Source organism: Reyranella humidisoli, from assembly GCF_019039055.1.
GTDB classification, from domain to species: domain Bacteria; phylum Pseudomonadota; class Alphaproteobacteria; order Reyranellales; family Reyranellaceae; genus Reyranella; species Reyranella humidisoli.
Genome location: NZ_JAHOPB010000001.1, coordinates 598,089 through 623,453, shown reverse-complemented (window position 1 = coordinate 623,453; position 25,365 = coordinate 598,089). Strand labels below are relative to the sequence as shown.

24 protein-coding genes are annotated in these 25,365 nt (G+C 66.5%); 14 read left to right on the top strand and 10 right to left on the bottom strand.

The genetic code is table 11. From position 1 onward, the window contains the following. Positions 1-8: 8 nt before the first annotated feature. Positions 9-779 (top strand): methylmalonyl-CoA decarboxylase, encoded by a 771-nt coding sequence (gene scpB / locus KQ910_RS03055; protein ID WP_216957015.1) that lies wholly within the window; start codon positions 9-11, stop codon positions 777-779. Positions 780-867: 88 nt separating this feature from the next. On the opposite strand, the gene KQ910_RS03050 is transcribed toward scpB, so the two are convergent. The 8 genes from KQ910_RS03050 to KQ910_RS03015 all read right to left on the bottom strand — a co-directional run bounded on the left by KQ910_RS03050 (position 868) and on the right by KQ910_RS03015 (position 8,760). Beyond that, complete coding sequence (locus KQ910_RS03050) at positions 868-1,569, bottom strand: ABC transporter ATP-binding protein (protein WP_216957014.1); 702 nt, start codon at positions 1,567-1,569, stop codon at positions 868-870. Between the two features lie 44 nt (positions 1,570-1,613). Further along, positions 1,614-2,342 carry an ABC transporter ATP-binding protein gene (locus KQ910_RS03045; protein WP_216957013.1) on the bottom strand — a complete coding sequence of 243 codons (729 nt, stop codon included), beginning with the start codon at positions 2,340-2,342 and terminating at the stop codon, positions 1,614-1,616. Continuing rightward, positions 2,335-3,297 carry a branched-chain amino acid ABC transporter permease gene (locus KQ910_RS03040; RefSeq protein ID WP_216957012.1) on the bottom strand — a complete coding sequence of 321 codons (963 nt, stop codon included), beginning with the start codon at positions 3,295-3,297 and terminating at the stop codon, positions 2,335-2,337. Before KQ910_RS03040 ends, KQ910_RS03045 begins: the two co-directional genes overlap by 8 nt. Then, complete coding sequence (locus KQ910_RS03035) at positions 3,294-4,166, bottom strand: branched-chain amino acid ABC transporter permease (protein ID WP_216957011.1); 873 nt, start codon at positions 4,164-4,166, stop codon at positions 3,294-3,296. The genes KQ910_RS03040 and KQ910_RS03035 overlap by 4 nt, the downstream gene beginning before the upstream one ends. A gap of 183 nt (positions 4,167-4,349) precedes the next feature. Next, positions 4,350-5,576, bottom strand: a complete 1,227-nt coding sequence (locus KQ910_RS03030; RefSeq protein ID WP_216957010.1) for an ABC transporter substrate-binding protein — start codon at positions 5,574-5,576, stop codon at positions 4,350-4,352. A 16-nt stretch (positions 5,577-5,592) separates the two neighbouring features. Continuing rightward, entirely contained in the window at positions 5,593-6,927 is a 1,335-nt protein-coding gene (locus KQ910_RS03025; RefSeq protein ID WP_216957009.1) for an MmgE/PrpD family protein, read from the bottom strand. 5 nt (positions 6,928-6,932) lie between these two features. Next, on the bottom strand, positions 6,933-7,859 hold the full coding sequence (locus tag KQ910_RS03020) for a polysaccharide deacetylase family protein (protein WP_216957008.1): 927 nt from the start codon (positions 7,857-7,859) through the stop codon (positions 6,933-6,935). A 1-nt stretch (position 7,860) separates the two neighbouring features. Continuing rightward, positions 7,861-8,760 (bottom strand): polysaccharide deacetylase family protein, encoded by a 900-nt coding sequence (locus KQ910_RS03015; RefSeq protein ID WP_216957007.1) that lies wholly within the window; start codon positions 8,758-8,760, stop codon positions 7,861-7,863. Between the two features lie 107 nt (positions 8,761-8,867). On the opposite strand from KQ910_RS03015, the gene xdhA reads away from it, so the two are divergent. From xdhA to KQ910_RS03000, 3 genes are all read left to right on the top strand, one after another. Continuing rightward, a complete protein-coding gene (gene xdhA / locus KQ910_RS03010; protein ID WP_229600303.1) occupies positions 8,868-10,244 on the top strand; it encodes a xanthine dehydrogenase small subunit in 1,377 nt (458 codons plus the stop codon). Further along, positions 10,241-12,568 (top strand): xanthine dehydrogenase molybdopterin binding subunit, encoded by a 2,328-nt coding sequence (xdhB, locus tag KQ910_RS03005; protein ID WP_369408278.1) that lies wholly within the window; start codon positions 10,241-10,243, stop codon positions 12,566-12,568. The genes xdhA and xdhB overlap by 4 nt, the downstream gene beginning before the upstream one ends. Positions 12,569-12,660: 92 nt before the next feature. Next, positions 12,661-13,458, top strand: a complete 798-nt coding sequence (locus KQ910_RS03000) for an SDR family NAD(P)-dependent oxidoreductase (protein ID WP_216957005.1) — start codon at positions 12,661-12,663, stop codon at positions 13,456-13,458. A 135-nt stretch (positions 13,459-13,593) separates the two neighbouring features. Here KQ910_RS03000 and KQ910_RS02995 read toward each other — a convergent pair whose 3' ends face one another. Together KQ910_RS02995 and KQ910_RS02990 are read right to left on the bottom strand one after the other, a co-directional pair. Beyond that, the gene (locus KQ910_RS02995) at positions 13,594-14,550 is read right to left on the bottom strand and encodes a hypothetical protein (protein WP_216957004.1); all 957 of its coding nucleotides are present in this window, start codon (positions 14,548-14,550) and stop codon (positions 13,594-13,596) included. A gap of 5 nt (positions 14,551-14,555) precedes the next feature. Continuing rightward, the gene (locus KQ910_RS02990) at positions 14,556-15,725 is read right to left on the bottom strand and encodes an acetyl-CoA acetyltransferase (protein ID WP_216957003.1); all 1,170 of its coding nucleotides are present in this window, start codon (positions 15,723-15,725) and stop codon (positions 14,556-14,558) included. A 189-nt stretch (positions 15,726-15,914) separates the two neighbouring features. Between KQ910_RS02990 and KQ910_RS02985 the strand changes: the two genes are divergently transcribed. From KQ910_RS02985 to kdpC, 10 genes are all read left to right on the top strand, one after another. Beyond that, positions 15,915-16,286, top strand: coding sequence for a hypothetical protein (locus KQ910_RS02985; RefSeq protein ID WP_216957002.1), 372 nt, complete (start codon positions 15,915-15,917; stop codon positions 16,284-16,286). 140 nt (positions 16,287-16,426) lie between these two features. Next, positions 16,427-17,263 (top strand): ubiquinol oxidase subunit II, encoded by an 837-nt coding sequence (gene cyoA, locus KQ910_RS02980; RefSeq protein WP_229600302.1) that lies wholly within the window; start codon positions 16,427-16,429, stop codon positions 17,261-17,263. Between the two features lie 3 nt (positions 17,264-17,266). Next, entirely contained in the window at positions 17,267-19,240 is a 1,974-nt protein-coding gene (gene cyoB, locus KQ910_RS02975) for a cytochrome o ubiquinol oxidase subunit I (RefSeq protein ID WP_216957001.1), read from the top strand. Then, entirely contained in the window at positions 19,237-19,836 is a 600-nt protein-coding gene (gene cyoC / locus KQ910_RS02970) for a cytochrome o ubiquinol oxidase subunit III (protein WP_216957000.1), read from the top strand. The genes cyoB and cyoC overlap by 4 nt, the downstream gene beginning before the upstream one ends. Then, complete coding sequence (gene cyoD, locus KQ910_RS02965; protein ID WP_216956999.1) at positions 19,836-20,150, top strand: cytochrome o ubiquinol oxidase subunit IV; 315 nt, start codon at positions 19,836-19,838, stop codon at positions 20,148-20,150. The genes cyoC and cyoD overlap by 1 nt, the downstream gene beginning before the upstream one ends. Positions 20,151-20,165: 15 nt before the next feature. Next, positions 20,166-20,678 carry a hypothetical protein gene (locus KQ910_RS02960; protein WP_216956998.1) on the top strand — a complete coding sequence of 171 codons (513 nt, stop codon included), beginning with the start codon at positions 20,166-20,168 and terminating at the stop codon, positions 20,676-20,678. Between the two features lie 217 nt (positions 20,679-20,895). Further along, on the top strand, positions 20,896-20,985 hold the full coding sequence (gene kdpF, locus KQ910_RS02955; protein ID WP_216956997.1) for a K(+)-transporting ATPase subunit F: 90 nt from the start codon (positions 20,896-20,898) through the stop codon (positions 20,983-20,985). A gap of 7 nt (positions 20,986-20,992) precedes the next feature. Next, the gene (gene kdpA, locus KQ910_RS02950) at positions 20,993-22,702 is read left to right on the top strand and encodes a potassium-transporting ATPase subunit KdpA (protein WP_216956996.1); all 1,710 of its coding nucleotides are present in this window, start codon (positions 20,993-20,995) and stop codon (positions 22,700-22,702) included. Positions 22,703-22,714: 12 nt separating this feature from the next. Then, on the top strand, positions 22,715-24,763 hold the full coding sequence (gene kdpB, locus KQ910_RS02945) for a potassium-transporting ATPase subunit KdpB (protein ID WP_216956995.1): 2,049 nt from the start codon (positions 22,715-22,717) through the stop codon (positions 24,761-24,763). A gap of 11 nt (positions 24,764-24,774) precedes the next feature. Next, a complete protein-coding gene (kdpC, locus tag KQ910_RS02940) occupies positions 24,775-25,365 on the top strand; it encodes a potassium-transporting ATPase subunit KdpC (protein WP_216956994.1) in 591 nt (196 codons plus the stop codon).

The following is a 25,365-nucleotide window of genomic DNA, read 5'->3' as shown; positions in this document are numbered from 1 at the left end:
TTGATCGCATGCCGCTGATCCGCACGACGCTTGCCGACAAGATCGGCACCATTGCGTTCGACCATGACGACAAGCGCAACGCCCTCGGCGCCGATCTGATCGCCGAGGTCATCGCGGCTCTGGATTCGTTCAAGGCAGACGGTGCCCGCGTGGTGGTGCTGCGCAGCGCCTCCGGTGGCAAGGTCTGGTCGGCCGGCCACGATGTCGGCGAGCTGCCGAGGGCGGATGTCGATCCGCTGCCCTATAGCGATCCGCTCGAACAGTTGCTGCGGGCGGTCAAGGCCTTTCCGGCGCCGGTGATCGCCATGGTCCACGGTTCCGCATGGGGCGGCGCGTGCGATCTGGTCATGGCCTGCGACCTGGTGATGGGTGACGAAACCTGCGCCTTCGCGATCACGCCTGCCAAGCTCGGGTTGCCGTACAATGTGGCCGGAATTCTCAACTTCATGAGCCGCCTGCCGCTCACTGTGGTGAAGGAGATGTTCTTCTCGGCGAATCTCATTTCGGCCGAACGGGCGGAGCGCGTCGGTATCGTCAATCAAGTCGTGCCGGCGGCGTCGCTCGAGGCGGAAACCTATGCGATGGCGAGGACGATCGCGTCGCGCTCCTCCAAGGCGATTGCCGCGTCCAAGGAGGCCATCCGCGTGTTGAGCGAATCGGTGCCGATCAACCCGGCTACCTACGAGTACCTCCATGGCCTGCGCCGGGACGTTTATTTCGGCCCCGACTACCATGAGGGCACGGCGGCGTTCCTGGAGAAACGTGCTCCCAAGTTCTGAGCCGGTGCTGGTCCGGCCAGGAGATGGTCATCTTCGCGTGAGCGCGGTCGATCGGATGGATGGCCGCGAGACCGTCTGACCGTGGCGGTCAGTGACCCAGGTAACTCTTTCTCAAGTCGGGATCGCGCGCGAGGTCAGCGGCGCTGCCTGAGAGGGCGATGCGGCCGTTCTCCAGCACATAGGCGCGGTGGGCGATCGCGAGCGACTGCACGACATTCTGCTCGACCAGCAGGATCGCGAGGCCCTCCCGGTTGAGCTGGCCGATCAGGCCGAACATCTCCTCGACCAGGAGCGGCGATAGGCCGAGCGAGGGCTCGTCGAGGATCAGCAGCCGGGGCTCGCTCATCAGCCCGCGGCCGATCGCCAGCATCTGCTGTTCGCCGCCCGACAGCGTCCCGGCCGATTGGGTCAATCGCTCGCGCAGGCGCGGGAAGGTTCCGAGCACGCGCTCCAGGTTGGTGGTGCGGTTGGGCTTGCCGCGGCGATAGCTGCCGAGTTCGAGATTGTCGCGCACCGACAGGTTGGGAAAGACGCGGCGGCCTTCCGGCACCTGCACCAGACCCGCTTCGACGATGTGCATGGAGGAGGCGCCCGTGATCTCCTCGCCCTCGAAGCGGATCGAGCCGCCGAACGGGCGGTAGAGGCCGGAAACATTGTTGTTGAGCGTCGACTTGCCGGCGCCGTTGCTGCCCAGCAGGGCCACGATCTCGCCCGCGCCCACGGTGAGGTCGACGCCGCGCAGCACCTCGATGGGGCCGTAGCCCGCGCGCAGGCCCGCGATCTCAAGCACGCAGGACCTCCCTCGCGCCGTCATCGGCGCGCGAGGTCACGGTCTCACGCACGGAGCACCTTCGCGGCACCGTGGCCGAGATAGGCTTCGATGACTTCCTCGTTGTCGGCGATGGCGGCCGGCGTGCCCTCGGCGATCATGCGGCCCTGGTTCAGCACGTAGACGCGTTCGGCGAGCGAGGTCACCGCCTGCATGACGTGCTCGATCAGCAGGATGGTGACGCCCGCTTCGCGGATGTTGCGGATGACGCCCACGATCTCGACGATCTCGGTCGGATTGAGTCCAGCCATCACCTCGTCGAGCAGGAGCAGCCGCGGTCCGGTCGCCAGGGCGCGCGCCAGTTCGAGCCGCTTGCGGCCGGCGACGGTGAGGTCGGCGCCGCGCTGGTCGAGCTGGTCCTTCATGCCGACCAGCGCGGCCACCGCCTCGGCTTCGCGCGCGGCGAGCCGGCGGTCGGCCGTGTGCAGATAGGCGCCGACCATGATGTTCTCGCGCACGCTGATGCCCGCGAAGGGCTGCGTGATCTGAAAGGTGCGGACCATGCCGGCGGCGCAGATGCGGTGCGGCGCGAGGCCGGTGATGGGCCTGCCCTCGAAGGAAACCGTGCCGGCGTCGGGCCGGTGGAAGCCCGCGATGGCCGCGAACAGCGTGGTCTTGCCGGCGCCGTTCGGCCCGATCAGGCCCACGATCTCGCCGCGGGCCACGTCGAGCGAGGCGCGATCCACGGCTTTAAGGCCGCCGAAGCTCTTGGAGACCTCGCGCACCTCAAGCATGGCGCGGCTTTCGGCGGAACAGGCTCATCAGCCCGTCGGGCAGCCGCGCCACGATCAGGATCAGCATGACGCCGTACACGATGAGGCTCAGCGGCTGGACGTTCTTGAGGGCCGGTACGACGCTGGCCAGCCAGCGCGTCACTTCGTTGATGCCCATCAGGGTGAAGGAGCCGATCAGCGGCCCGAAGATCGTGCCCGCGCCGCCGACCATGCTGACCAGCAGCATCTCGACCGACTTGTCGACGCCGAAGGCGATGCCGGGATCGATGTAGAGATACTTCTGGGCGTAGAAGGTGCCGCCGGCCGCGCACATCGCGCCGGACAGGGTGAGCACCTTCACCTTCTCGGCGAACACGTCGATGCCAAGCGCCCGCGCCGCGTCCTCGTTCTCGCGGATCGCCACCAGCCGCGCGCCGAAGCGGCTGCGCGTGAGCTGCCACGCGATCAGCAGCGAGACGATGCAGAGCAGCAGCGCGAGATAGTAGATCCAGATCGGGTCCTTGAACTGGAAGTTGATCGGCCGCGGGTCGGCCTTGATCAGCATGCCGAGCCCGCCCTTGGTGAAAGGCACCGAGTTGGCGAGGATGCGGAAGACCTCGGCAAAGGCCAGGGTGATCAGCGCGAAGTAGGAGCCACGCAGGCCCGCCCGGAACGAGAGCACGGCGATCATCCAGCCGACCGCGCCGCCGGCTGCCATGGCGGCCACCCAGGCGAGCCAGGGATTCCAGCCATAGGTCACCTGCAGGATGGTCGAGGTGTAGGCGCCGGTGCCGAAGAACACGACATGGCCGAACGAGGTCTGGCCCGCGAAGCCACCAGCGATGTTCCACGATTGCCCAATGAAGGCGGTGAAGAAGACAAGCATGCCGATCGTGACGAGGTAGTTCGGCACCAGCAGCGGATAAGCCAGGGCGGCGGCGAGCCCGAGGACGCAGAGGAGCACAGGGCGGCTCACGCCTTGCTCCCGAACAGGCCGGTCGGCTTCAGCAGCAGGATCAGGATGAAGATCAGCGAGATCCCGATCTGGCCGAGCTGCTCGCCCAGGAAAAGCCCGCCGAGCGATTCGGTGATGCCGATGATGAAGCCGCCGACCGCCGCACCCGCGAAGCTGCCCATGCCGCCCAGCACGACGATGGTGAAGGCCACGAGCACGAAGGCGTGGCCCGACGACGGCGTCACGTAATAGGTCGGCATCAGAAGGCAGGCGGCCGCGCCCAGGCATGCGATGCCGATGCCGTAGGACACGGCAAAGACGTTCTCGACGTCGATGCCGACCAGCCGCGCGCCCTGCCTCTCCTTGGCGACGGCGCGGATCGCCTTGCCCATGTCGCTGCGCGCCATGTAGAGGCCGAGCGCCGCGCAGAGCACCAGCGAGGCGGCGAACGAGATGATCTTGGGCAGCGGCAGGAAGGCCGCGCCGATCTCGACGAAGGTGCCGGCATAGGGCACGTCGATGGTCTGCGTGTCGCCGCCGAAGAACAGCAGCGCGACATTGTCGATCACGATCGAGAGGCCCAGCGTGATCAGCAGGATGTTCTCGTCGCGGCCGTGATTGTAGCGGCCGATCAGCAGCCGGTAGAGCACGAACCCGAAACCGAAGGCGCCGGCGATCACGACCGGCAGGGCGGCATAAGGATCGATGCCGATCAGCCGCCAGAGATAGAAGACCGCATACATGGCCAGCATCAGCAGGCTGCCATGCGCGAAGTTGATGATGTGCAGCACGCCGTAGATCAGCGTCAGCCCGACGGCCACCAGCACATAGATACCGCCGGCCAGAAGGCCGTTCAGGATACCCGCAAAGAGAAAAGCGGGATCGAACACGTCCCTCAGTTTCTTTCGGCTTCGGGTCTACCCCTCATCCTGAGGAGGCCCGAAGGGCCGTCTCGAAGGATGGGCAGCAGACGCGGTGCTCGTCCCCACCCTTCGAGACGCTCACTGCGTTCGCTCCTCAGGGTAAGGTCTTTGTTGGGAAACTCGACGCGATTCAATATCACCCGGAAGCCCTTAGAGCTTCGGCTTGGGGAATACCGCCTTGGCCGAGGCGAACGCCTCGGGCGCGATCACCTCGATCTCGCCCTTGAGCGACTGCATGGTCGCCGGCCGGCCGCCCTCGTTCTGTCCGTTGACGAATTTGGTCGGTCCGTAGGGCATCAGCTCGGCCTTGAAGGTCGAGGCCGCCAGCGCCGCGATGAGCTTCTCCTTGTCGGCCGAGCCCGCCTTCTCCAGCGCATCGGCCAGCAGCATGACGTTGCTGTAGGTGAGATAGACCTCGAAGGTGAACAGCGCGCCCGTGGCCTCGACGCGCTTCTTCAGCGCCTGGGCCTGCGGGCTCTTCGGGTTGTACCAGTGGTTCACGTCCATCATGTACTGGGAGACGTCGGGCATCTCCTTGACGAACTTGTAGTTGAAGCCGCCGCCCAGGATCGAGAAGAAGCCCGCGACGTTCACCTTCTGCTGGTAGAGCGTGCGCGCCAGCAGCATGTATTCGTTGCCGTAGTTCGACATCATGACGATGTCGGGCGCCAGCGAGCGGATGCGCAGCGCGATGTTGTCGAAGTTGCGCGTCGGATTGTCGTGGGCGATCAGCTCTTTCGCCGCGATGCCAATCGAGGGCAGCTTGCCCGCCACCAGCTTGGCCGTGCCGGTGCCGAACTCACCCGATTCGTGGACGATGACCGCGGTCTTGGCGACGCCGTTGGCCGCCTTGTTCAGCGCACCCAGCGAGGCGATGCCGTCGTCGACGCAGACGCCAAAGCCCGGCTTGAGGCGGAATACGTTCTTGAGGCCGCGGCTCATCAGCAGGTCGGAGGCGCCGACATCCACGAGGAACGGCGTGCCGTACTTGGCGGCCGCCTGGCTGGCGGCGATGCCGACGGGGCTCTGGAAGCAGCCGATATAGGCCGCCACGCCCTGTTCGTTCATCTTCTCGACTTCGCTGACGCCGACCTCGACCTTGGACTGGCTGTCGCCCAGCAGCGCCTCGAGCCGGGCGCCGCCCATCGCCTTGATGCCGCCCGCCTTGTTCACGTCCTCGATCGCCATCGCGCCGCCCAGCCGGCTCTGCTGGCCGTTATAGGCGACGAAGCCGGTGACGGGATGGATCATGCCGACCTTCACGGCGGCGGGCTGCGCGCCGACAAGGGAAGGGGCGGCGATCGCTCCGGTGGCCAATGCCGTGCTGCCGGCGAGAAAGGTCCGGCGTGAAACCGCAGACGTGCGTTGCTTGGTCATGAAAACCTCCCGGCAATCAACGAGCGAAGATCGAGCGTATGTCGGCAACCCTGTCCAGTACCAGAATCTTCTTCCGCATTTCGTCGGCAACTTCGTGAGGCAACATCCGTGCCGTCAGCGAGAAGTACTTTCCGGTGAGCTCGTCGCGCGAATAGGGATCCTGGTCGTCGCCGCGATTGGCCTCGACGGCCGAAGTGAGTGTGCGGCCGTCGCGCAGCCGGAGATCGACGCGGGCCGGCCGGAACTGCGGCAGCCGGGCGGTCATCGCCTTGTCCTCGACGACGAACACGCGCTTGGCCAACGCCTGCACGCGCTCGTCGCGCAGCGCGTCCCAGGTGAAGTTCTCCACACGCGAGGAGCCGCGCACCAGACGCGTGGCGACGGCGAAGGGCACCGAGAACTTGCCGGCCAGCGTGTTGCGCGGGGACTGGTCGTCGAGTTCGGCGGCGTAGAGATAGCTCGCGACATCCACGCGCTCGACCGAGTCCGCCGCGACGGCCTGTTTCGCGAGCAGGATGTCGAGCGCGTCCAGCGCGCCGTGATTGTAGCGGCAGCAGGAATGGAGCTTGAAATAGTTCTGGTCGATCTGCCAGTCGCGGCCGAGCCCGTCGATCATCCGCGCCGTGTCGAACCGCTCGGACACGACCTTGCCGAACACGCTGGAGAGCCCGTCGCGTTCGCCGATAAAGCCGGCCTCGACGAGATCGATCGCCATCAGCGCCATGCGATTGGAGATTCCGGCATAGGCGTTCCGCACCGTACCGCCTTCCAGCATGGTGCGCTTGGACGAGGCGAGGGTGAGCGATGAAGCGACATTGATCGTCTCGCGGATTTGCGCGGCGTCGTAGCCCAGCAGCTTGGCCACGGCGACGGCGGCGCCGACCGTTCCCCAGGTCCCGTGCGGGTGCATGTCGGGTCGCATCGCGGCGGCGATGCCTATACGCGCGCCGACCTCGTAGCCCAGGATCAGCGCTTCCATCACGGCCTTGCCGGACAGGCCGTTGATCTCGGCCAGGGCCCAGACCGCCGGCAACGCATGGATCGAGGGATGGCCCTTGGCGAAGCGATTGCCCTCGTCCATCTCGAGGAATGTGCCGGCGGTGCCATTGAGGAACGCGGCGGCGGCCGACACGGCTGTCTTGCCGGTACCCATCACCGAGGCCTCGCCGACCGGGCTGACGGTCAGCTTGGCGGTGAGGGCCTGCATCTCGGGCTCGGCCGCGCCGCCCACGATGGCGCCGATCGTGTCGAGGACGACATAGGTCGTCTGCTCGACCGTGGCCGGCTTCAGGGACTCCAGACGGAAGCCCGCAATGAACTCCGCGAGCGTATCGAGCCAGAACTGGGTCACGCGAATCAGCCCATCATCGTTTCGCGATAGTGCTTCGCCACCTCGCCGGGCGTCGCATGCCAGACATTGCCGAAGCGCTCGACGCGGCGCAGGGCCTCGTCGAGATACTTGATGCGATGCGCCATGCCCATCAGCCAGGGATGGATCGACAGGTTGAACACCTGGCCGCCCTCGTGATGCAGCAGCTCGAAGGCGTCGCCTACGATGTCGGGATAGCGCGTGGTGTTGATGCGCCTCAGCCAGAGCTGCTGCACGTCGTCCCATTCCGGCTGGTTGGGCAGCGAGACGAACTTGCGGCCCTCGCCGACATGCATCGGATAGGGCTGGTCGTCGTTGGGCCAGTCGAGGACATAGTCGAGGCCGGCGTCGGCCAGCAGCTTCGGCGTGCGCTGGCTTTCGCCGAATTCCTGGCCGAGCCAGCCCCGCGGCGCCGTGCCCGAGGCCTTCTCGAGGGCGGCGAGCGAGGTCGCGATCTCCTGCTTCTCCTCGGCCTCGCTCATCTTCGAGCTGATCATGCGGTTTGCCGAGACGCCGTGGCCGATGATCTCGTAGTTCCGCTTGCGGAACTGCTCCATCAGGAAGGGATAGCGCTCCGCCGCCATGGCATTGACCGCGACGCCGGCCCGGATCTGGTAGCGGTCGAGTACGTCGAGGACGCGGAAGATGCCGGTGCGGTTCCCGTACTCGCGCTGCGTCCAGGTCCGGTAGTCGGGATGATATGTCCCGAACTCGCCCGTGAAGCGGCTGTCCTTCACGATGCCGTCGGGCGGCAGCAGCTCGTAATATTCGAGATGCAGAACGACGTAGAAGGCTACGCGCGCGTTGCGCGGCCAGTTGAGTTTCGGTCGCTTCGGATAGGGCGAGAAGTCGTACCAGGGATTGTCCATCCCGGCGGGCAGGGGCGGCGGGTTCTTGGAAACGGGGGCGCTCATGTCAGGCGTCCTTTCCGAGATGCTGCTGGTAGGGTTTAAGCCCGTTCGCGACGTACCAGTCGTGGATTTCCTCGGCGGTGCAGACCCAGGCATCCTTGTGCTGGCGGATATAGGACAGCGCGCGGTCGAGATGCTTCAGCCGGTGCGGTGCGCCCATCATGTAGGGGTGGAGCGCGAGGCACATGACGCGGCCGTTCTCGCCGCCCTCGCGATAGACCGTGTCGAAATGGTCGATGATCATCTGGGCGAACTCCTCCGCTTCGACCGGCTGGCGGTAGATCATCGCGTCGTTGAGATCCATCGAATAGGGAACATGGATCAGCGGACCGTGTTTCGTGGCGAGCGGCGTCGGCTGGTCGTCGTGATAGAAGTCGCAGAAATAGTCGAGGCCGGCTTCCTTCACGAGATCGGGCGTGTTCAGCGTGTTGGACACGGCCGGCGAGAACCAGCCGCGCAGCTTGCGGCCGGTGAGGCGCAGATGCGTTGCCTTGCTGTGCTCGATGACCTCGCGCTCCTCCTGCTCGCTGTAGCCCCAGTGGTAGCGCGTGTTGAAGTAGCCATGGCTCATGTATTCCCAGCGGCGGGCTTCCATCGCTTCCAGGATCTCGGGGTACATCTCGATCACCGACATCGAGAGCGAGACGGTGCAGCGGATGCTGTGCTTGTCGAGCACCTCGAACATGCGCCACAGGCCGACCCGGTTGCCGTAGTCGCGGCCGCCATAGCCCAGCACGTCGGGATGCGGCATGCGCGGCCACGGATTGCGCACGCGGACCTCGGCCGGGATGTATTCGTAATGCTCGATGTTGGGGCAGACCCAGACCGCGACCCGCGCGCCGTTGGGCCAGGAAAGCTTCGGTCGGCCGACAATGGGGGAATAGCCGAAACGGTAGGGGTCCATCCGGGGGGCTTTCTTTCCTTGGTTGGCGCGCTGTGGTTGGCATGGGGAGTGCAACACGGGTTGCGTCGCACTTCAACGCCCACCATCCTGTTCGCATGGCGGATAACATGCGCTTCGCGCTCAACGATACGCTCGTGGACGTCCCCGGCCTCTCGCCGATGACGACCCTGCTCGACTGGCTGCGCGACCATCGCGGCCTGCGCGGGACCAAGGAAGGCTGCGCCGAAGGCGATTGCGGCGCCTGCACCGTGGTGCTGGAGCGCGACGGCCGCCGTGAGGCGATCAATTCCTGCATCGTTCTGCTGGGACAGGTCGACGGCCAGTCGGTGCGCACGGTCGAGGGTCTGCGCGGCGCCGAGGGCGCGCCGCATCCCGTCCAAACGGCGATGGCCGAAGCCGATGCGACGCAATGCGGCTTCTGCACGCCGGGCTTCGTGATGTCGGCGCTGGCCTTCGCGAGCGGCGGCAACACCGCCGACACGGGATCGATCCACGATGCGCTGGCCGGCAATCTCTGCCGCTGCACGGGCTATCGGCCGATCGTCGAGGCGATGACGCGGATCGCAGGACTGGCCGTCGAACCGCCGCCGGCGGCGCCTGCGATCCTCGCACGGCCGGCGTCCGTCGTGTTCGACGGCGCCTTCTTCGCGCCGCGCACGCTCGATGAACTCCTCGATCTGCGCGCGGCGCATCCCGACGCGCTGCTGCTGGCCGGCGCCACCGATCTCGGCCTGCTGGCGAGCCGTGCGCGCAAGCCGCCGAAGCAAGTGATCCATCTCCGGCACGTGCCCGAGCTGGCGGCGATCTCCACGACCGACGACAAGGTCACCATCGGCGCGGCGGCGACCTATGCGGCGGCGACGTCCACCCTCGTTGAGGCCTTTCCCGCGCTGCGTTCCTATCTGTCGCGGCTGGGCTCGCGGCAGATCCGCAACATGGGCACGATCGGCGGCAATATCGGCACGGCCTCGCCGATCGGCGACATGCCGCCGGTCCTGCTGGCGCTGGAGGCGAGCCTGACCCTGGTCTCGAAGCGGGGCACGCGCGAAATCCCGCTCGACGACTTCTTCCTCTACTATCGCAAGACCGCGCTGGCGCCGGACGAGATCATCCAGAGTATTTCCATGCCGCGTCTGTGGGAGGGCGAAAGCTTTCATTGCGACAAGGTGAGCAAGCGCCGCGACCAGGATATCTCGACCGTCGCGGGCGCCTACCGCGTGCGAATCCGCAATGGAAAGATCGAGGATGCGCGGCTGGCGTTCGGCGGCATGGCGGCGACGCCGCGCCGGGCGCGCGCGGCCGAGGCGGCCTTGCTCAAGGACGGCTTTGCAGCCGCAATTGCCGCCGTCGGAGAGGATTTCAAGCCGGTCGATGACTGGCGCGGCTCGGCCGACTATCGCCTACAGGTCGCGGCCAACCTGTTGCGCCGGCTGGAACTGCGCCTCGCCGATCCGCAGCGGGTGCTCGAGGTCGAGGCGCTGTGAGCGCGCAGGTCCACAAGGCGCGGCGCCACGACAGCGCGCTGAAGCACGTCACGGGGCAGGCGCTGTATATCGACGACATGCCCGAACCGCCCGACACGCTGCACGGTGCATTGGTGCTGAGTACCATCGCCTGCGGGAAACTCGTGAAAGTCGACATCGCCGTGGCGTCGAAGATGCCCGGCGTAGTCGCGGTGCTTGGCCCGACGGACATTCCCGGCAAGAACGACGTTGCGGCCATCGGCCAGAACGAACCGTTGTTCGCCGTCGACCGGATCGAGTTCGCGGGCCAGACGCTGGCGATGGTCGTCGCGGAAACGCTCGATGCGGCGCGTGCCGCTGTCGAGAAAGTCGTCGTCGAGATCGAGGCCGAAGAACCGATCCTCGACATCGCGACGGCGCTGGAACGAAAGGCCTATGTGCAGGCGCCGTCGACGGTGCTGCGCGGCGATCCCGATGCGGCGTTGGCAAGTGCACCGCATCGGCTCGAAGCCGAGTTCAGCGTCGGCGGGCAGGAGCATTTCTATCTCGAAGGCCAGATCGCCTTCGCGCTGCCAGGCGAGGACGGCGACATCACGGTCCATTCCTCGACCCAGCATCCGACCGAGGTGCAGCATATCTGCGCGCGGCTGCTCGGGTGCGACTTTAACCGCGTGACGGCGGTGGTGCGCCGCCTGGGCGGCGGCTTCGGCGGCAAGGAGAGCAACGCCTCCTGGGTCGCAGCCGCAGCAGCGGTCGCGGCGAACCATACCGGCCGGCCGGTGAAGCTCAGGTTGCCGCGTGAGGTCGACATGGTGGCGACCGGCAAGCGTCACGGTTTCGACTATCGCTACACGGTGGGCTTCGACGACGAGGGTCGCGTGCGGGCGCTCGACGCCGTGCTGGCGGCCGATGCCGGCTGGAGCCTCGATCTCACGCCGGGGGTCGTGGCGCGCGCGCTCACCCATACCGACAACGCCTACTGGATCCCGCACTTCCGCGCCGTCGGCTATGCCTGCCGCACCAACAAGCAGTCGAACACCGCCTTCCGCGGCTTCGGCGGGCCGCAGGGTGTGGTGATCATGGAGGATGCGCTCGACCGTATCGCACTCCATCTCGGCCGCGATCCCGTCGAGGTGCGGGCGCTCAACTTCTATGCCGAGGGGCGGGACGAGACGCCCTACGGCCAGAAGGTCGACGAGAACCATCTGGCGCGCTGCTGGGCCGAGGTGAAGAAAGGCGGCGAGATCGAACGGCGGCGTGCCGAGATCGACGCCTTCAATGCGGCGAACCCCGTGCTGAAACGCGGGCTGGGACTCTTCCCGCTGAAGTTCGGCATCTCCTTCAACCTGCCACACATGAACCAGGCCGGTGCGCTGGTGCATGTCTATACCGATGGCTCGATTCGCCTGAACCACGGCGGCACCGAGATGGGGCAGGGGCTGTTCATCAAGGTCGCGCAGATCGTGGCCGAGGTGTTCAAGGTCGACATCGACCGCATCCGGCCGTCCGCGACCTCGACCGCCGAAGTGCCCAACACCTCGCCGACCGCGGCCTCGACGGGGACGGATCTCAATGGCTGGGCTGCGTGGGAGGCCGCGAACACGATCCGCCAGCGCATGGTGGCCTATGCCGCCGAACATTTCGGCGTGGCGGAGGCCGACATCGAATTCGCCGACGGCACCGTGCGCATCGCAAAGCCCGGCAGCAACCAGGTGCTGAGCTTCGCCGAACTCGCGAAGCTCTGCTGGCTGGGGCGAGTCTCGCTGTCCTCGACCGGCTATTACAAGACGCCGAAGATCCATTGGGATCCCGTGGCGATGCGTGGCCGGCCGTTCTTCTACTTCTCCTTCGGTGCGGCGATGGCCGAGGTCGCGATCGACACGCTGACCGGCGAGAGCCGCGTGCTGCGCGCCGATCTGGTGCAGGACTGTGGCGAATCGCTCAATCCCGCCATCGACCTTGGCCAGATCGAGGGCGCCTTTGTGCAGGGACAGGGCTGGCTCACCTGCGAGGAATTGTGGTGGGACGCGCGGGGGCGCCTGCGCACGACCGGGCCTTCGACCTACAAGATCCCTGGCAGCCGCGACGTGCCGCCGGTTTTCAACGTGACGCTGCTCGACAATGCGCCCTCGCGCGAGGCGACGATCTTCCGCTCCAAGGCGGTGGGCGAGCCGCCGCTGATGCTGGCGACGGCCGTATGGACCGCGCTCAAGGACGCGATCGGCGCGGTGGGTGGCCGGAATGCGGCGGTGCGTCTCGACGCGCCGGCTACGCCCGAGCGCGTCCTCGCGGCGGTCGAGCGGGCTCGGCAGGGGCGTGAGCAGAGCGTGACGAGGAACGGCTGACTGTCCGCCTCGCCTTGCGGGATGTCGGACTCGCTGCCCCGTAAATCGATGGATATGGTGTCGCCCGATTTCGCCGATTTCGGGAGGACAAGATGGACGTACGTATGGATGGCCGGGTGGCCGTGATCACCGGCGCGAGCACCGGCCTGGGCCTCGCCATGGCCAAGGAGTTCGCTGCGTCGGGCGCGTCGGTAGCGCTGCTGGCCCGCAAGGCCGACGCGCTCGCCGCGGCCAAGGCCGAGGTGCAGAAGGCGGCGGGCAAGGCCAACATCAAGATCGAGGCCTATTCCTGCGACGTCTCGAAGGCCGCGCCCATCGCCGACACGGTCAAGCAGATCGAGGCCGATTTCGGCAAGATCGACATCGTCGTGAACAACGCCGGCATCAGCCATGCCAAGTCGTTCGAGACCGTGACCGACGAGGACTGGCAGGGCGACCTCGATCTCAAGCTGTTCGCCGCCATCCGTCTCAGCCGCGCGACGATCCCCGGCATGCGCGCGCGCAAGTGGGGCCGCATCGTCAACGTGCTGAACATCGGCGCCAAGGCCCCGACCGCCAACTCGACGCCGACCAGCGTCAGCCGCGCCGCCGGCCTCGCGCTCACCAAGGCGATGAGCCAGGAACTCGCCAAGGACAATATCCTCGTCAACGCGATGCTGGTCGGCCTGATCGAGAGCGACCAGTGGCAGCGCCGTCACAAGACCGCGGCGGGCGAGGGCAAGACCTACGAGGAATTCCTCGCCGGCATGGCCAAGGGCCGCATCCCGCTGGGCCGCATGGGCAAGGCCGAGGAATTCGCCCGCATGGCCTGCTTCCTCTGCTCCGATGCCGGCTCCTTCATCACCGGCGTCGCGATCAACGTCGACGGCGGCGCAAGCCCGGTGGTGTGACGCATCGGTCGCTTCCCCTTTGCGGCGTCCGCAAAGGGGAAGTGCCCTCGTCTTACGAGGGCGATGGGGTCATGCCCCCTCCGTCGCTGAAGACAGCGACACCTCCCCATTTGAATGGAGAGGAGGATTGATTGCCTAACGCCTGTTCCCTGGCGGCGTCACGTTCCAGTGGCGGCGCAGCTCGTCGAGATCGTGCTCGACCCAGTCCCAGACGCTCCACTGCGGATCGAAGATATCGGCCGTCATCTCCGCGCCACGGGCCCAGGCGTGCCAGAACTCGTCGGGATCGAGGCCGCCTTTGCCCGCGTGACCCACGTCGTTCATCTGCTCGCCGAAGTGAAAGAAGAAGATCACCGGCAGGATGTGGCCGCTCATCGGATTGATCGGATGCATGCCGGCCGTGAAGGTCGACACCAGTAGTTCGCCGCGGGCGCTGGTGTCGTAGCCCGAGATCACGTGGGTGGAATCGTGCGCCGTGCCGAAGGCGGCGTTCAGCGCCATCGGATCGCCGGGGAAGGGATAGCCGTTCGCCTTGTCGAAGTCCCACAGCGCCTTGCCGAACGTGTTCTGTGGCAGCCCGCCCAGCGCCTCGTAGCGCGCGACCAGGTCGGGATCGGCATTGGCGCCTTCGTAGGGCCGGATCCAGACGTTGGGATCGAGACCCTCCGAGGGGCGGCTGAGCACGCTGTCGAAGTTCTTGCGCCACATGTCGGCGGTGGCCCAGGCGAGATGGCCGGAGGCCGCCTCGACGAGATCGGTGAGATAGTCGGCCTCGATGTCGAGGGCGCGGGAATATTCCAGCACACGCTTCAGCTTGCCGTGGTCGAGCGAGCCGTCGACCATCGCCATGATGGCGAGGTACTTCACCGCCTCCTCGGCGAGCGTGCGATCCTTCAGGACCTCGACGAGATCGGCCGGTTCGGAAGCGGGCAGCGTGCCGAGATCGACCAGCCCGTGGCGGCGCAGGAGATAGTGCGCGGCCGCCCGGATGCTCGCCGTGTCGGCGTAGGTGATCGTGCGCCCGCCGGCCAGCGCCACCTGGCGCATGGCGCCCAGGATGGCGTCGCTTTCGCGAGAGCCGACGGCACGCACGGACGTTAGCGCAGCGGCTCGAGGATGCTTACATAGTTGGCGACCGCCGCGCCGCCCATGTTGAACACGCCGCCGAGCTTCGCCTTCGGCAGTTGCAGCCCTTCCGGCGCGGTGCCGGCGAGCTGCATCGCGGCCATCACGTGCATCGAGACGCCGGTGGCGCCGACCGGATGGCCCTTGGCCTTGAGGCCGCCGGAGACGTTGACCGGCAGCTTGCCGTCGCGCTCGACCCAGCCTTCGAGGATGGCGCGCTCGCCTTCGCCCGGCGCGGTGAGGCCCATCGCCTCGTATTCGATCAGTTCGGCCGAGGTGAAGCAGTCGTGGCTCTCGACGAAGGAGAGGTCGAGCAGGTCGAGATGCGCCGACTTCAGCGCCTGCTGCCAGGCGAGCTGCGGGCCCTCGAACTTGATGATGTCGCGCTTGCTCATCGGCAGGAAGTCGTTGACGTGCTCGGCCGCGCGGAAGGCGATCGCCTGCTTCATGCCCAGCGCCGTGCCGACGTCCGTCAGGATCACCGCCGCCGCTCCGTCGGTGACGGGCGAGCAGTCGGTGCGTTTCAGCGGGCCAGCGACGAACGGGTTCTTGTCGGACGGCGTGCGGCAGAAATCGTAGGCGAATTCCTTCTGGAAGTGCGCGTACGGGTTCTTGGCGCCGTTCTTGTGCGCCTTGACCGCGATCCGGGCGAGCGCATCGGACTTGTCGCCGTAGCGCTGGAAGTAGGCCGAGGTGATCTTGCCGAAGATGCCGGCGAAGCCCGCCTCGATGTTGGCTTCCTCCGCGACGTAGGAGGCCTTGATCAGCACCTCGCCGGCCTGCGTCGAGTTGAGCTCGGTCATCTTCTCGACGCCGACGACCAGCACGAAGCGTGCCTTGCCGGCGGCCAGCGTATTGAGGCCCATGTGGATCGCCGCCGAGCCGGTGGCGCAGGCATTCTCGACCCTGGTCGAGGGCTTGAAGCGCAGGTCGGGATGGGCCTGCAGCGGCAGCGAGGAGTGGAACTCCTGGCGCACGAAGCCGCCGTTCATGTTGCCGACATAGATGACGTCGACGTCCCTGGGCTCGATGCCGGCGTGGGCGATCGCCTCGGACGCCGCCTTGACGATCAGCGACTCGCTGGTCTCGCCATCGAGCTTGCCGAATTTGCCGTGGGACCAACCGACGATGCACGCGGTCATGGAACTCTCCTTGGTTCGTGGCGGCGACCCTAGACGCGGCCGTGCGGCGGGTCGAGGGCGCCATTCTGTGCATATACACTTATATCGCAGGCTGCCCGGCGCAAGAGCCTTGGCGCGGCCTGCCCGACGCCCAAATTCCGCCGCGCGGCGGGTATTGACTGGCTGCTTCAACGGGAGCCTCACTGGCACATGGCCGATACCTCTCAGACGCAAGAGCCTTCGACGCCGCGCTGGCCCTGGATTCTGGGTGGCCTGGTGGGGGGATTCTTCCTGCTCGCCGCCGGCCTCGGACTGGGCTGGTACCTCTTCTACCGCCCGATCGTGAACGTGGCCGTCCAGCTTCCCGCACCGCTGGCGCCGCCGGCACCGGCCGGTCCAGATGCAGCCCAGGTGAAGGCGCTGGAAGAGCAGATCGAGAAGCAGAAGGCCGCGAACAAGCAGATCGAGGACCAGATCGCGACGCTCAAGGATCGCCTGCGCGCCGACGTCTGTACGGCCAAGGACCCCGCCGGCAAGACGCCGCCCGCATCGACACCCGCGCCGCCCGGTCAGAAGACCTGAATTGAAGACCTAAACGTAACAAAAGAATCGTTGCTCTATACAAGAGCTGGCGCCACTCTGCCCTGACAGTGCAATAGGTTGGGCGGGGAAGCGTGAGGCTGGCTGTTAATCGATGGCAAGGCGCGGCATTGACGGCCGTCTTGGCCGTTCTGACGAGCGCCTGCGACCTCCGACGGGCTCCGGTACTGGACCCGAAGGGCCCGATCGCCCTCGCCGAGCGCGATCTGCTGTTCGACGCATTCTACGTGATGATGCTGGTGATTGTTCCGATCATCATCCTCACCCTGTGGTTCGCCTGGAAATACCGCGCCACCAACACCGAGGCCAAGTACACGCCGACCTGGGCCAATTCGGTCAAGCTCGACGCCATCACCTGGCTGATCCCGACCGTCATCGTGATCGCCGTCGCGGTGCTGCTGTGGCGCAGCACCCATCGCCTCGATCCTTACCGCCCGCTGGAATCCAAGGAGCCGCCGTTCGACGTCCAGGTCGTGGCCCAGGACTGGAAGTGGCTGTTCATCTATCCGGAGCAGGGCATCGCCGTGGTGAACCAGCTCGCCTTCCCGGCGGGCCGGCCGGTCAGCCTGCGCATCACCTCCGACACGGTGATGAACTCCTTCTACGTGCCGCAGCTCGCCGGGCAGATCTACGCCATGGCCGGCATGCAGACCCGTCTGCAGATGCTGGCGGACCAGCCCGGCAAGTTCGTCGGCCGCAACAGCCAGTACAGCGGCGGCGGCTACTCCGACCAGCATTTCGAGGTCCTGGCCATGACGCCGGCCGACTTCGAAGCCTGGGTGGCAAGGGCCAAGCAGAGCGGCGCGGCGCTCGATGCCAACGCCTACACGGCGCTGGCCGCGAAGAGCCGCGCCAACCCCATCACCTATTACTCGACGGTCGAGCCCAAGCTGTTCGACTCGATCATCGACAAGTTCAGGCACAGCGGCCATGCGCACGATGCGCCGGCGCGGAGATAGCGGATGTTCGGCAAACTGACGATCGAGGCCCTGCCGTTCTACAGCCCGATCGCCGCGGGCGGCGCCGCCGTCACCGTCGGCGGCGCGCTGCTTGTCGCCGTCGTGCTGACCTACCTGAAGGCCTGGAAGTATCTCTGGACCGACTGGCTGACCAGCGTCGACCACAAGCGAATCGGCGTCATGTACATCGTGCTGGCGCTGATCATGCTGCTGCGTGGCTTCGTCGATGCCCTGATGATGCGCGCCCAGCAGGCGATGGCGCTGAACAGCGGCGGCTACCTGCCGCCCGAGCATTTCGACCAGATCTTCAGCTCGCACGGCACCATCATGATCTTCTTCATGGCGATGCCGTTCATGACGGGACTGATCAACGTCATCGTGCCGCTGCAGATCGGCACGCGCGACGTGGCCTTCCCGTGGCTGAACGCCGTCAGCCTGTGGCTGAGCGCAGCGGGAGCGGCGCTGGTCATGGTCTCGCTGGTCATCGGCAAGTTCTCGACCGCGGGCTGGACCGGCTATCCGCCTTATTCGGGCATCGAGTACAATCCCGGCGTCGGCGTCGACTACTGGATCTGGGCGATCCTCATATCGGGCGTCGGCTCGACCATGTCGGGCATCAACTTCATCGTGACGATCCTGAAGCGTCGCGCGCCGGGCATGACCCTGATGCGCATGACTCCCTTCGTCTGGACCGCGCTCGTCGCCTCGGTCCTGATGGCCTTCGCCTTCCCGGCCATTACCGTGGCCTGCGGTCTCCTCGCCCTCGACCGCCTCGCCGGCATGCACTTCTTCACGAATGCGCATGGCGGCAACATGATGAACTACGTCAACCTGTTCTGGATCTGGGGCCATCCGGAAGTCTACATCCTGATCCTGCCGGCCTTCGGCATCTTCTCCGAGGTCGTGTCGACCTTCTCGCGCAAGCGCCTGTTCGGCTACGAATCGCTGGTCTATGCGACGGCGGCGATCGGCATCCTTTCCTTCACCGTCTGGCTGCACCATTTCTTCACCATGGGCTCCAGCGCCGGCGTCAACGCCTTCTTCGGCGTCATGACCATGATCATCGCCGTGCCGACCGGCGTGAAGGTGTTCAACTGGCTGCTCACCATGTATCGCGGCCGCATCGAGTTCCATCCATCGATGATGTGGAGCATCGGTTTCATCGTGACGTTCGTGATCGGCGGCATGACGGGCGTGCTGCTGGCCATCCCGCCGGCCGACTTCCTGATGCACAACACGACCTTCCTGGTCGCGCACTTCCACAACATGATCATCCCGGGCGTGCTGTTCGGCTATCTCGCCGGCTACATGTACTGGTTCCCCAAGGCCTTCGGCTTCGCCTTCAACCGCGGCTGGGGCATCGGCGCCTTCTGGTGCTGGATCATCGGCTTCTATCTCGCCTTCATGCCGCTCTACCTGCTCGGCCTGAAGGGCATGCCGCGCCGCATGGAGACCTACAACGATCCGACCTGGCAGCCCTACCTGCTGGTGGCGGCGTCCGGCGCTCTGGTCGTGCTGTGCGGCATCGGCTGCATGGTGATGCAGCTCTACGCCTCGCTCCGCGACCGCAACAAGACGCGCGACCTGACGGGTGATCCGTTCAATGGCCGCACGCTCGAATGGTCGACCTCCTCGCCGCCGCCGCCGTACAATTTCGCGGTGATCCCGACGGTGGGCGATCGCGAGGCCTTCCTCGAGATGAAGGAGAAGGGCGTCGCCTACCAGCGGCCGGCCCGCTACGAGGCGATCCGCATCCCGTCGAACACGCCGATCGGCGTGATCGTAGGCGCCTTCGGCTTCGTGCTGGGCTTCGCCATGGTCTGGCACATCTGGTGGCTGGTGCTGGCGTCCGGTGCGGTCGTGTTCGCGGCCGTGATCGTGCGCTCGTCCAATGACGACCAGGAGTTCACGATGTCGGCCGCCGAGGTGAAGGCGATCGAGGACGAACGGTTCCGACTCATGGGGAGCCGGTCATGAGCGTCGCCCACATGAGTGAACACGAGCGCGAGGAAATCGAGACCCACGAGCAGCGGGCGCTCGGCTTCTGGCTCTACCTGATGGGCGATGCCGTAATCTTCGCCCTGCTGTTCGCGACCTACGCCATCATGATCCCCGGCACGGCCGGCGGTCCGACGGGCAAGCAGATCTTCGACCTGGACAATGCCGCGATCGAGACAGTGCTGCTGCTGGTCTCCAGCATGACTTTCGGCTTCGCCAGCCTTCAGGTGAAAGCGGGCAATCGCGGCGCGGTTCTGGCGTGGCTCGCCATCACCTTCGTGCTGGGCGCGGCCTTCGTCTTCCTTGAGGTGCGGGAGTTCGCCGGCCTGATCGCCCAGGGCGCGGGTCCCGACCGCAGCGGCTTCCTCTCGGCGTTCTTCACGCTGGTCGGCACGCACGGCGTCCACGTCACCATGGGCCTGCTCTGGATCGTGATCCTCGGTGCCCAGGTCGCGATGAAGGGCCTCACCATGCCGGTCGCCTCGCGGCTGCAGCGGCTCGGACTCTTCTGGCATTTCCTCGATATCGCCTGGGTCGGCATCTTCTCCATCGTCTATCTGCCGGGGCTGCTGTGATGGAACGTCCTCCGGAAACCACGCACGGCCTTCGCTCCTACCTGATCGGCTTCGTGCTGGCGGTCGTGCTGAGCGCCATCCCGTTCTGGCTGGTCTACACGCACGCCCTGCCGCCGCAGCGCACGCTGCTGGTCATCGGCATCGCCGCGGTGCTGCAGGTGCTGGTCCATCTGCGCTTCTTCCTGCACATCAACTTCACGACCACGCCGCGCGAGAACGTGCTCGCGCTGGTCTTCACCGCGCTGCTGCTCTTCATCATGGTGGGCGGCAGCTTCTGGATCATGTTCGACCTGCACGCCCGCATGGCGCTCTAGCCGGCGACTCCCTCGATGGCACAAGCCAAGTCGAAGATGACGCCGCTCCTTCGCTGGGAGTGGATGGTCGGCCTATCGCCTGTCGTGGCGACGATCCTCGTCTATCTCGCGCTCACGAACCTGTCGCTGGAAGGCCCGGCGGTCGGCTTCACCGCGGGCTTCCTCGATGGCTTGTGCGCCGCCGGGCTGCCGGCCTTCTGGTGTCGTGTTTCGAAGCCCGTGACCCTGCTGACGGCCGTGCAGTTCCTGGCCTTCCTCTGGTTCATTTTGGCCTCGGCCTACATGTTCTGGCGGGTGCGGTTCGCGCCCTCCTATCGAAAGCCCCCGGCCTATAGTCCCGGTTCGGCCTCTTTGTTCGAGATGGCGAGCTGGGGCGGCATCTGGCTGTTCATGCTGATCGGCGGCCAGATCTTCCCCTATCGCGGCGTGCCGCTCGCCGAGCCCAGCCTGCTGTTCGCGATGCTGGGCCTCAGCCTCGCCCTCCTGTCGCTGCGCATGCTGGCGGTCGCGCTGCGGTTCCGTACCTAGCGGGCAAGTCGACCGGCTCGATCCGGCCGCTCCTGAAATTCCTATGAACTTCCTATGCCGGCCGCGACGTCGCCGGCTCGAATTCCTATGCCTAGCGGTCCTTCTATGTCGGCGAAGGAGATTGCCGTGCTCGACATCCTGTTCTTCGGCGGCGGCCTGGTGCTGTTCTGCCTGCTGATCGCCTACGAACGCCTGTGCCACAGGCTGTGAGGCGACCATGAGCTTCGATTACGCGCTCGGCGGCGCGCTCGCCGCCCTTCTGCTCGTCTATCTCACGGTCGCGCTGGCGCGGCCCGAGAAGTTCTGAGGATCCCATGACCATCAACGGCTGGGCGCAGATCGCCCTTTTCTGCGGCCTCGTGCTGCTGCTCACGCGCCCGCTGGGCGGCTATCTCGACAACGTCATGGCCGGACGACGCACCCTGTTGTCTCCGGTACTGCGGCCAGTCGAGCGCGGCTTCTATCGCCTCGCCGGCATCGATCCGGCGGAAGAGCAGAGCTGGTGGGTCTATGCCCGCGCCATGATTGTCTTCCACATCGTGGGCTTCGCCTTCCTCTATCTGCTGCTGCGCCTGCAGGACCTGCTGCCGCTCAATCCGCAGGGCATGTCCGCCGTGGCGCCCGACCTCGCGGGCAACACCGCCGTGAGCTTCCTGACCAACACCAACTGGCAGAACTACGGCGGCGAATCGACGATGAGCTATCTCTCGCAAATGGCCGGTCTCACCGTTCAGAACTTTCTGAGCGCCGCGACCGGCATTGCGCTCGCCGTGGCGCTGGTCCGCGGCTTTGCGCGCGCCGAGTCGAAGGGCATCGGCAACTTCTGGGTCGACATGGTGCGCGCCACGCTCTACGTGCTGCTGCCGTTCTGCGTGCTGTTGACCATCTTTTACGTCTGGCAGGGCGTGCCGCAGAACCTGTCGTCCTATGTCGAGGCCACGACCGTCGAGGGCGCCAGGCAGACCATCGCCCAGGGTCCGGTCGCCTCGCAGCTCGCGATCAAGATGCTGGGCACCAACGGCGGCGGCTTCTTCAATGCCAACTCCGCGCACCCTTACGAAAATCCCACCGCGTTCTCGAACCTTGTCCAGATCCTGTCGATCTTCGCGATCGGTGCCGCGCTCACCAACGTGTTCGGCCGCGCCGTCGGCGACGAGCGCCAGGGCTGGGCGATCCTGGCCGCCATGGGCGTGCTGTTCCTGGCCGGTGTCGTCGTCTGCTACTGGGCCGAGGCCGGCGGCAATCCCCTGCTGGGTGCGCTCGGCGTCGATAATGCGGCGGGCAACATGGAGGGCAAGGAAGTCCGCTTCGGCATCACGCTGTCGACCCTGTTCGCCGTGATCACCACGGCCGCCTCGTGCGGCGCGGTCAATGCCATGCTCGACAGCTTCATGCCCCTCGGCGGCATGGTCCCGCTGCTCAACATCCTGCTGGGCGAGATCATCATCGGCGGCGTCGGCGCAGGCCTCTACGGCATGCTGCTGTTCGCCATCCTGGCAATCTTCCTTGCCGGTCTGATGGTCGGCCGGACTCCGGAATATGTCGGCAAGAAGATCGAGGCGCGCGAGGTGAAGTTCACCATGCTGGCGATCCTGTGCTGCCCGCTTGCCATCCTGGCGTTCACGGCGCTGGCCAGTGTCATCCCGGTGGGACTGGCCGGCCCGGCCAACGCAGGTCCGCACGGTTTCAGCGAGATTCTCTACGCCTACGCGTCGGTCGCCGGCAATAACGGCAGCGCCTTCGGCGGCCTGACGGGCAATACCGTCTTCTACAACGGCACGCTCGCCGTCGCGATGATGGTCGGCCGCTTCGCCATCATCATCCCGATGCTGGCCATCGCGGGTTCGCTCGCGGCCAAGCGCAAGGCCGCGATCTCGGCCGGCACCTTCCCGACCCATGGCGGGTTGTTCGTCGGCCTGCTGGTCGGCGCCGTGCTGATCGTCGGCGGTCTCACCTTCCTTCCGGCCCTGGCCCTCGGCCCCATCGCGGAGCATTTCGCCCTGCTGGCCGGCACGCTGTTCTAACGAGGCGTCATCATGAGTAAACGTGACAAGTCGCAGTCGCTCTTCGACCCCGCGATCCTGAAGCCGGCCCTGCTGGGCAGCCTCGCCAAGCTCGATCCGCGCGAGCTGGTGAAGAACCCGGTGATGTTCACCGTCGAGATGGTGGCGCTGGCCGCCACGGTCCTCACCGTGCGCGACATCGCGACCGGCGTGACGGGCTCGGGCTTCCAGATCCAGATCGTGATCTGGCTGTGGATCACCGTGTTGTTCGCCACCTTCGCCGAGGCGGTCGCGGAAGGCCGCGGCAAGGCGCAGGCCGACACGCTGCGCCGCATGCGCAGCGAGACCATGGCCAAGGTGCTCCTGGGCGTGGGCGACACGTTCGAGCCGCGCCGCGCCCACACGCTAAAGGTCGGCGAGAAGGTGCTGGTAGAGGCCGGCGACCTCGTGCCCGGCGACGGCGAGATCGTCGAGGGTGTGGCGACCATCGACGAATCGGCCATCACCGGCGAATCCGCGCCCGTCATCCGCGAGGCCGGCGGCGACCGCTCAGCCGTGACCGGCGGCACGCGCGTCCTGTCGGACCGGATCAAGGTTCGCATCACCGCGGAGGAGGGATCGAGCTTCCTCGACCGCATGATCGCCCTGGTCGAAGGTGCCGCGCGCCAGAAGACGCCCAACGAACTGGCGCTCAGTGTCCTGCTGGCCGGCCTCACGCTGATCTTCGTGCTGGCGGTCGTGAGCATTCCGAGCTTCGCGACCTATGCCGGCGGCGCGGTTTCCGTCGTCGTGCTGATCGCGCTGTTCGTCACCCTGATCCCGACGACGATCGGCGCGCTTCTGTCGGCCATCGGCATCGCCGGTATGAACCGGCTGGTGCGCTTCAACGTGCTGGCGACCTCCGGCCGCGCGGTCGAGGCGGCGGGCGACGTCGACACGCTGCTGCTCGACAAGACCGGCACGATCACGCTGGGCAACCGCCACGCCACGCAGTTCATTCCGGTGACGGGCGTGAGCGAGGACGAGGTGGCGCAGGTGGCCCAGCTCGCCAGCCTGGCCGACGAGACGCCCGAGGGCCGTTCGATCGTCGTGCTGGCCAAGGAGAAATACGGCCTGCGCGGCGTCGACGTGGCGGAGCTGCACGCGAAGTTCGTGCCCTTCACGGCGCAGACGCGCATGAGCGGCGTCGACCACGAAGGCGCGGTCGTCCGCAAGGGCGCGATCGATTCGGTGATCGAGCATGCCCGCTCGCTCGGCATCACGCCGCCGGTGGAGGAAGTGAACCGCATCGCCACGACCATCGCCAAGGAGGGTGGCACGCCGCTTGGCGTATCGCGCAACGGCCGCATCCTGGGCGTGGTCTATCTCAAGGACATCGTGAAGGGCGGCATCCGCGAGCGCTTCGCGGAGCTGCGCGCCATGGGCATCCGCACCGTGATGATCACCGGCGACAATCCGCAGACGGCCGCCGCGATCGCTGCCGAAGCGGGCGTCGACGACTTTCTCGCCCAGGCGACCCCGGAGGCCAAGCTGCGCCTGATCCGCGAGGAGCAGGCCAAGGGCAAGCTGGTGGCCATGTGCGGCGACGGCACCAACGACGCACCGGCGCTCGCTCAGGCCGATGTCGGCGTCGCGATGCAGACCGGCACCAACGCCGCGCGCGAGGCCGGCAACATGGTCGATCTCGACAGCGACCCGACCAAGCTCATCGAGATCGTGGCCATCGGCAAGCAGCTGTTGATGACGCGCGGGGCACTCACGACGTTCTCGATCGCCAACGACGTGGCGAAGTACTTCGCCATCATCCCGGCGATGTTCATTGCCTTCTATCCGCAGCTCGGCGTGCTGAACGTCATGGGGCTGGCGACACCGCAGAGCGCCATCCTCTCGGCCATCATCTTCAATGCCCTGATCATCGTGGCGTTGATCCCGCTCGCCCTGCGCGGCGTGCAGTACCGGCCGAGCGGCGCCGCGTCCCTGCTGCGCCGCAACCTGCTCGTCTACGGAATAGGCGGCCTCGTCGTGCCCTTCGTCGGCATCAAGCTGATCGACGTCGTGGTCGCGGCCGCCGGCCTCGCCTGAAGGAGATCGTCATGCTTCGTCATTTCCGTGCGTCCGTCGTCATGCTGGTGCTGATGACCGTCCTGCTGGGTCTCGCCTATCCGCTCGCCATGGTGGGAGTGGCGGGCGCGACTTTCCCCGGTCAGGCGGCCGGATCGCTCATCGTAAAGGACGGCAAGGTCGTCGGCTCGACGCTGATCGGCCAGCCCTTCACCGGCGAGGGCTACTTCCACGGCCGACCCTCGGCCACGACCGACACCGATCCGGCCGATTCGACCAAGACCGTGGCCGCGCCCTACAACGCGGCCGGGTCGGCGGGCTCGAACCTGGGGCCGACCTCCAAGGCCCTGGTCGACCGCGTCAGGGAAGACGCCGACCGGCTCGGCCGCGGCGTGCCGGTCGACCTGGTGACGACCTCCGGCAGCGGCCTCGATCCGCACGTCTCGCCGCAGGCGGCCGCGTGGCAGGTGGCGCGGGTGGCCAAGGCGCGCGGCCTGCGCGAGGCCGAGGTGCAGGCGCTGGTGGCGCAACACACCGAGGGCCGCATGTACGGCCTGCTGGGCGAGGCGCGGGTCAACGTGCTGCAGCTCAACCTCGCCCTCGACGCGCTGCCCAAGCGGTGA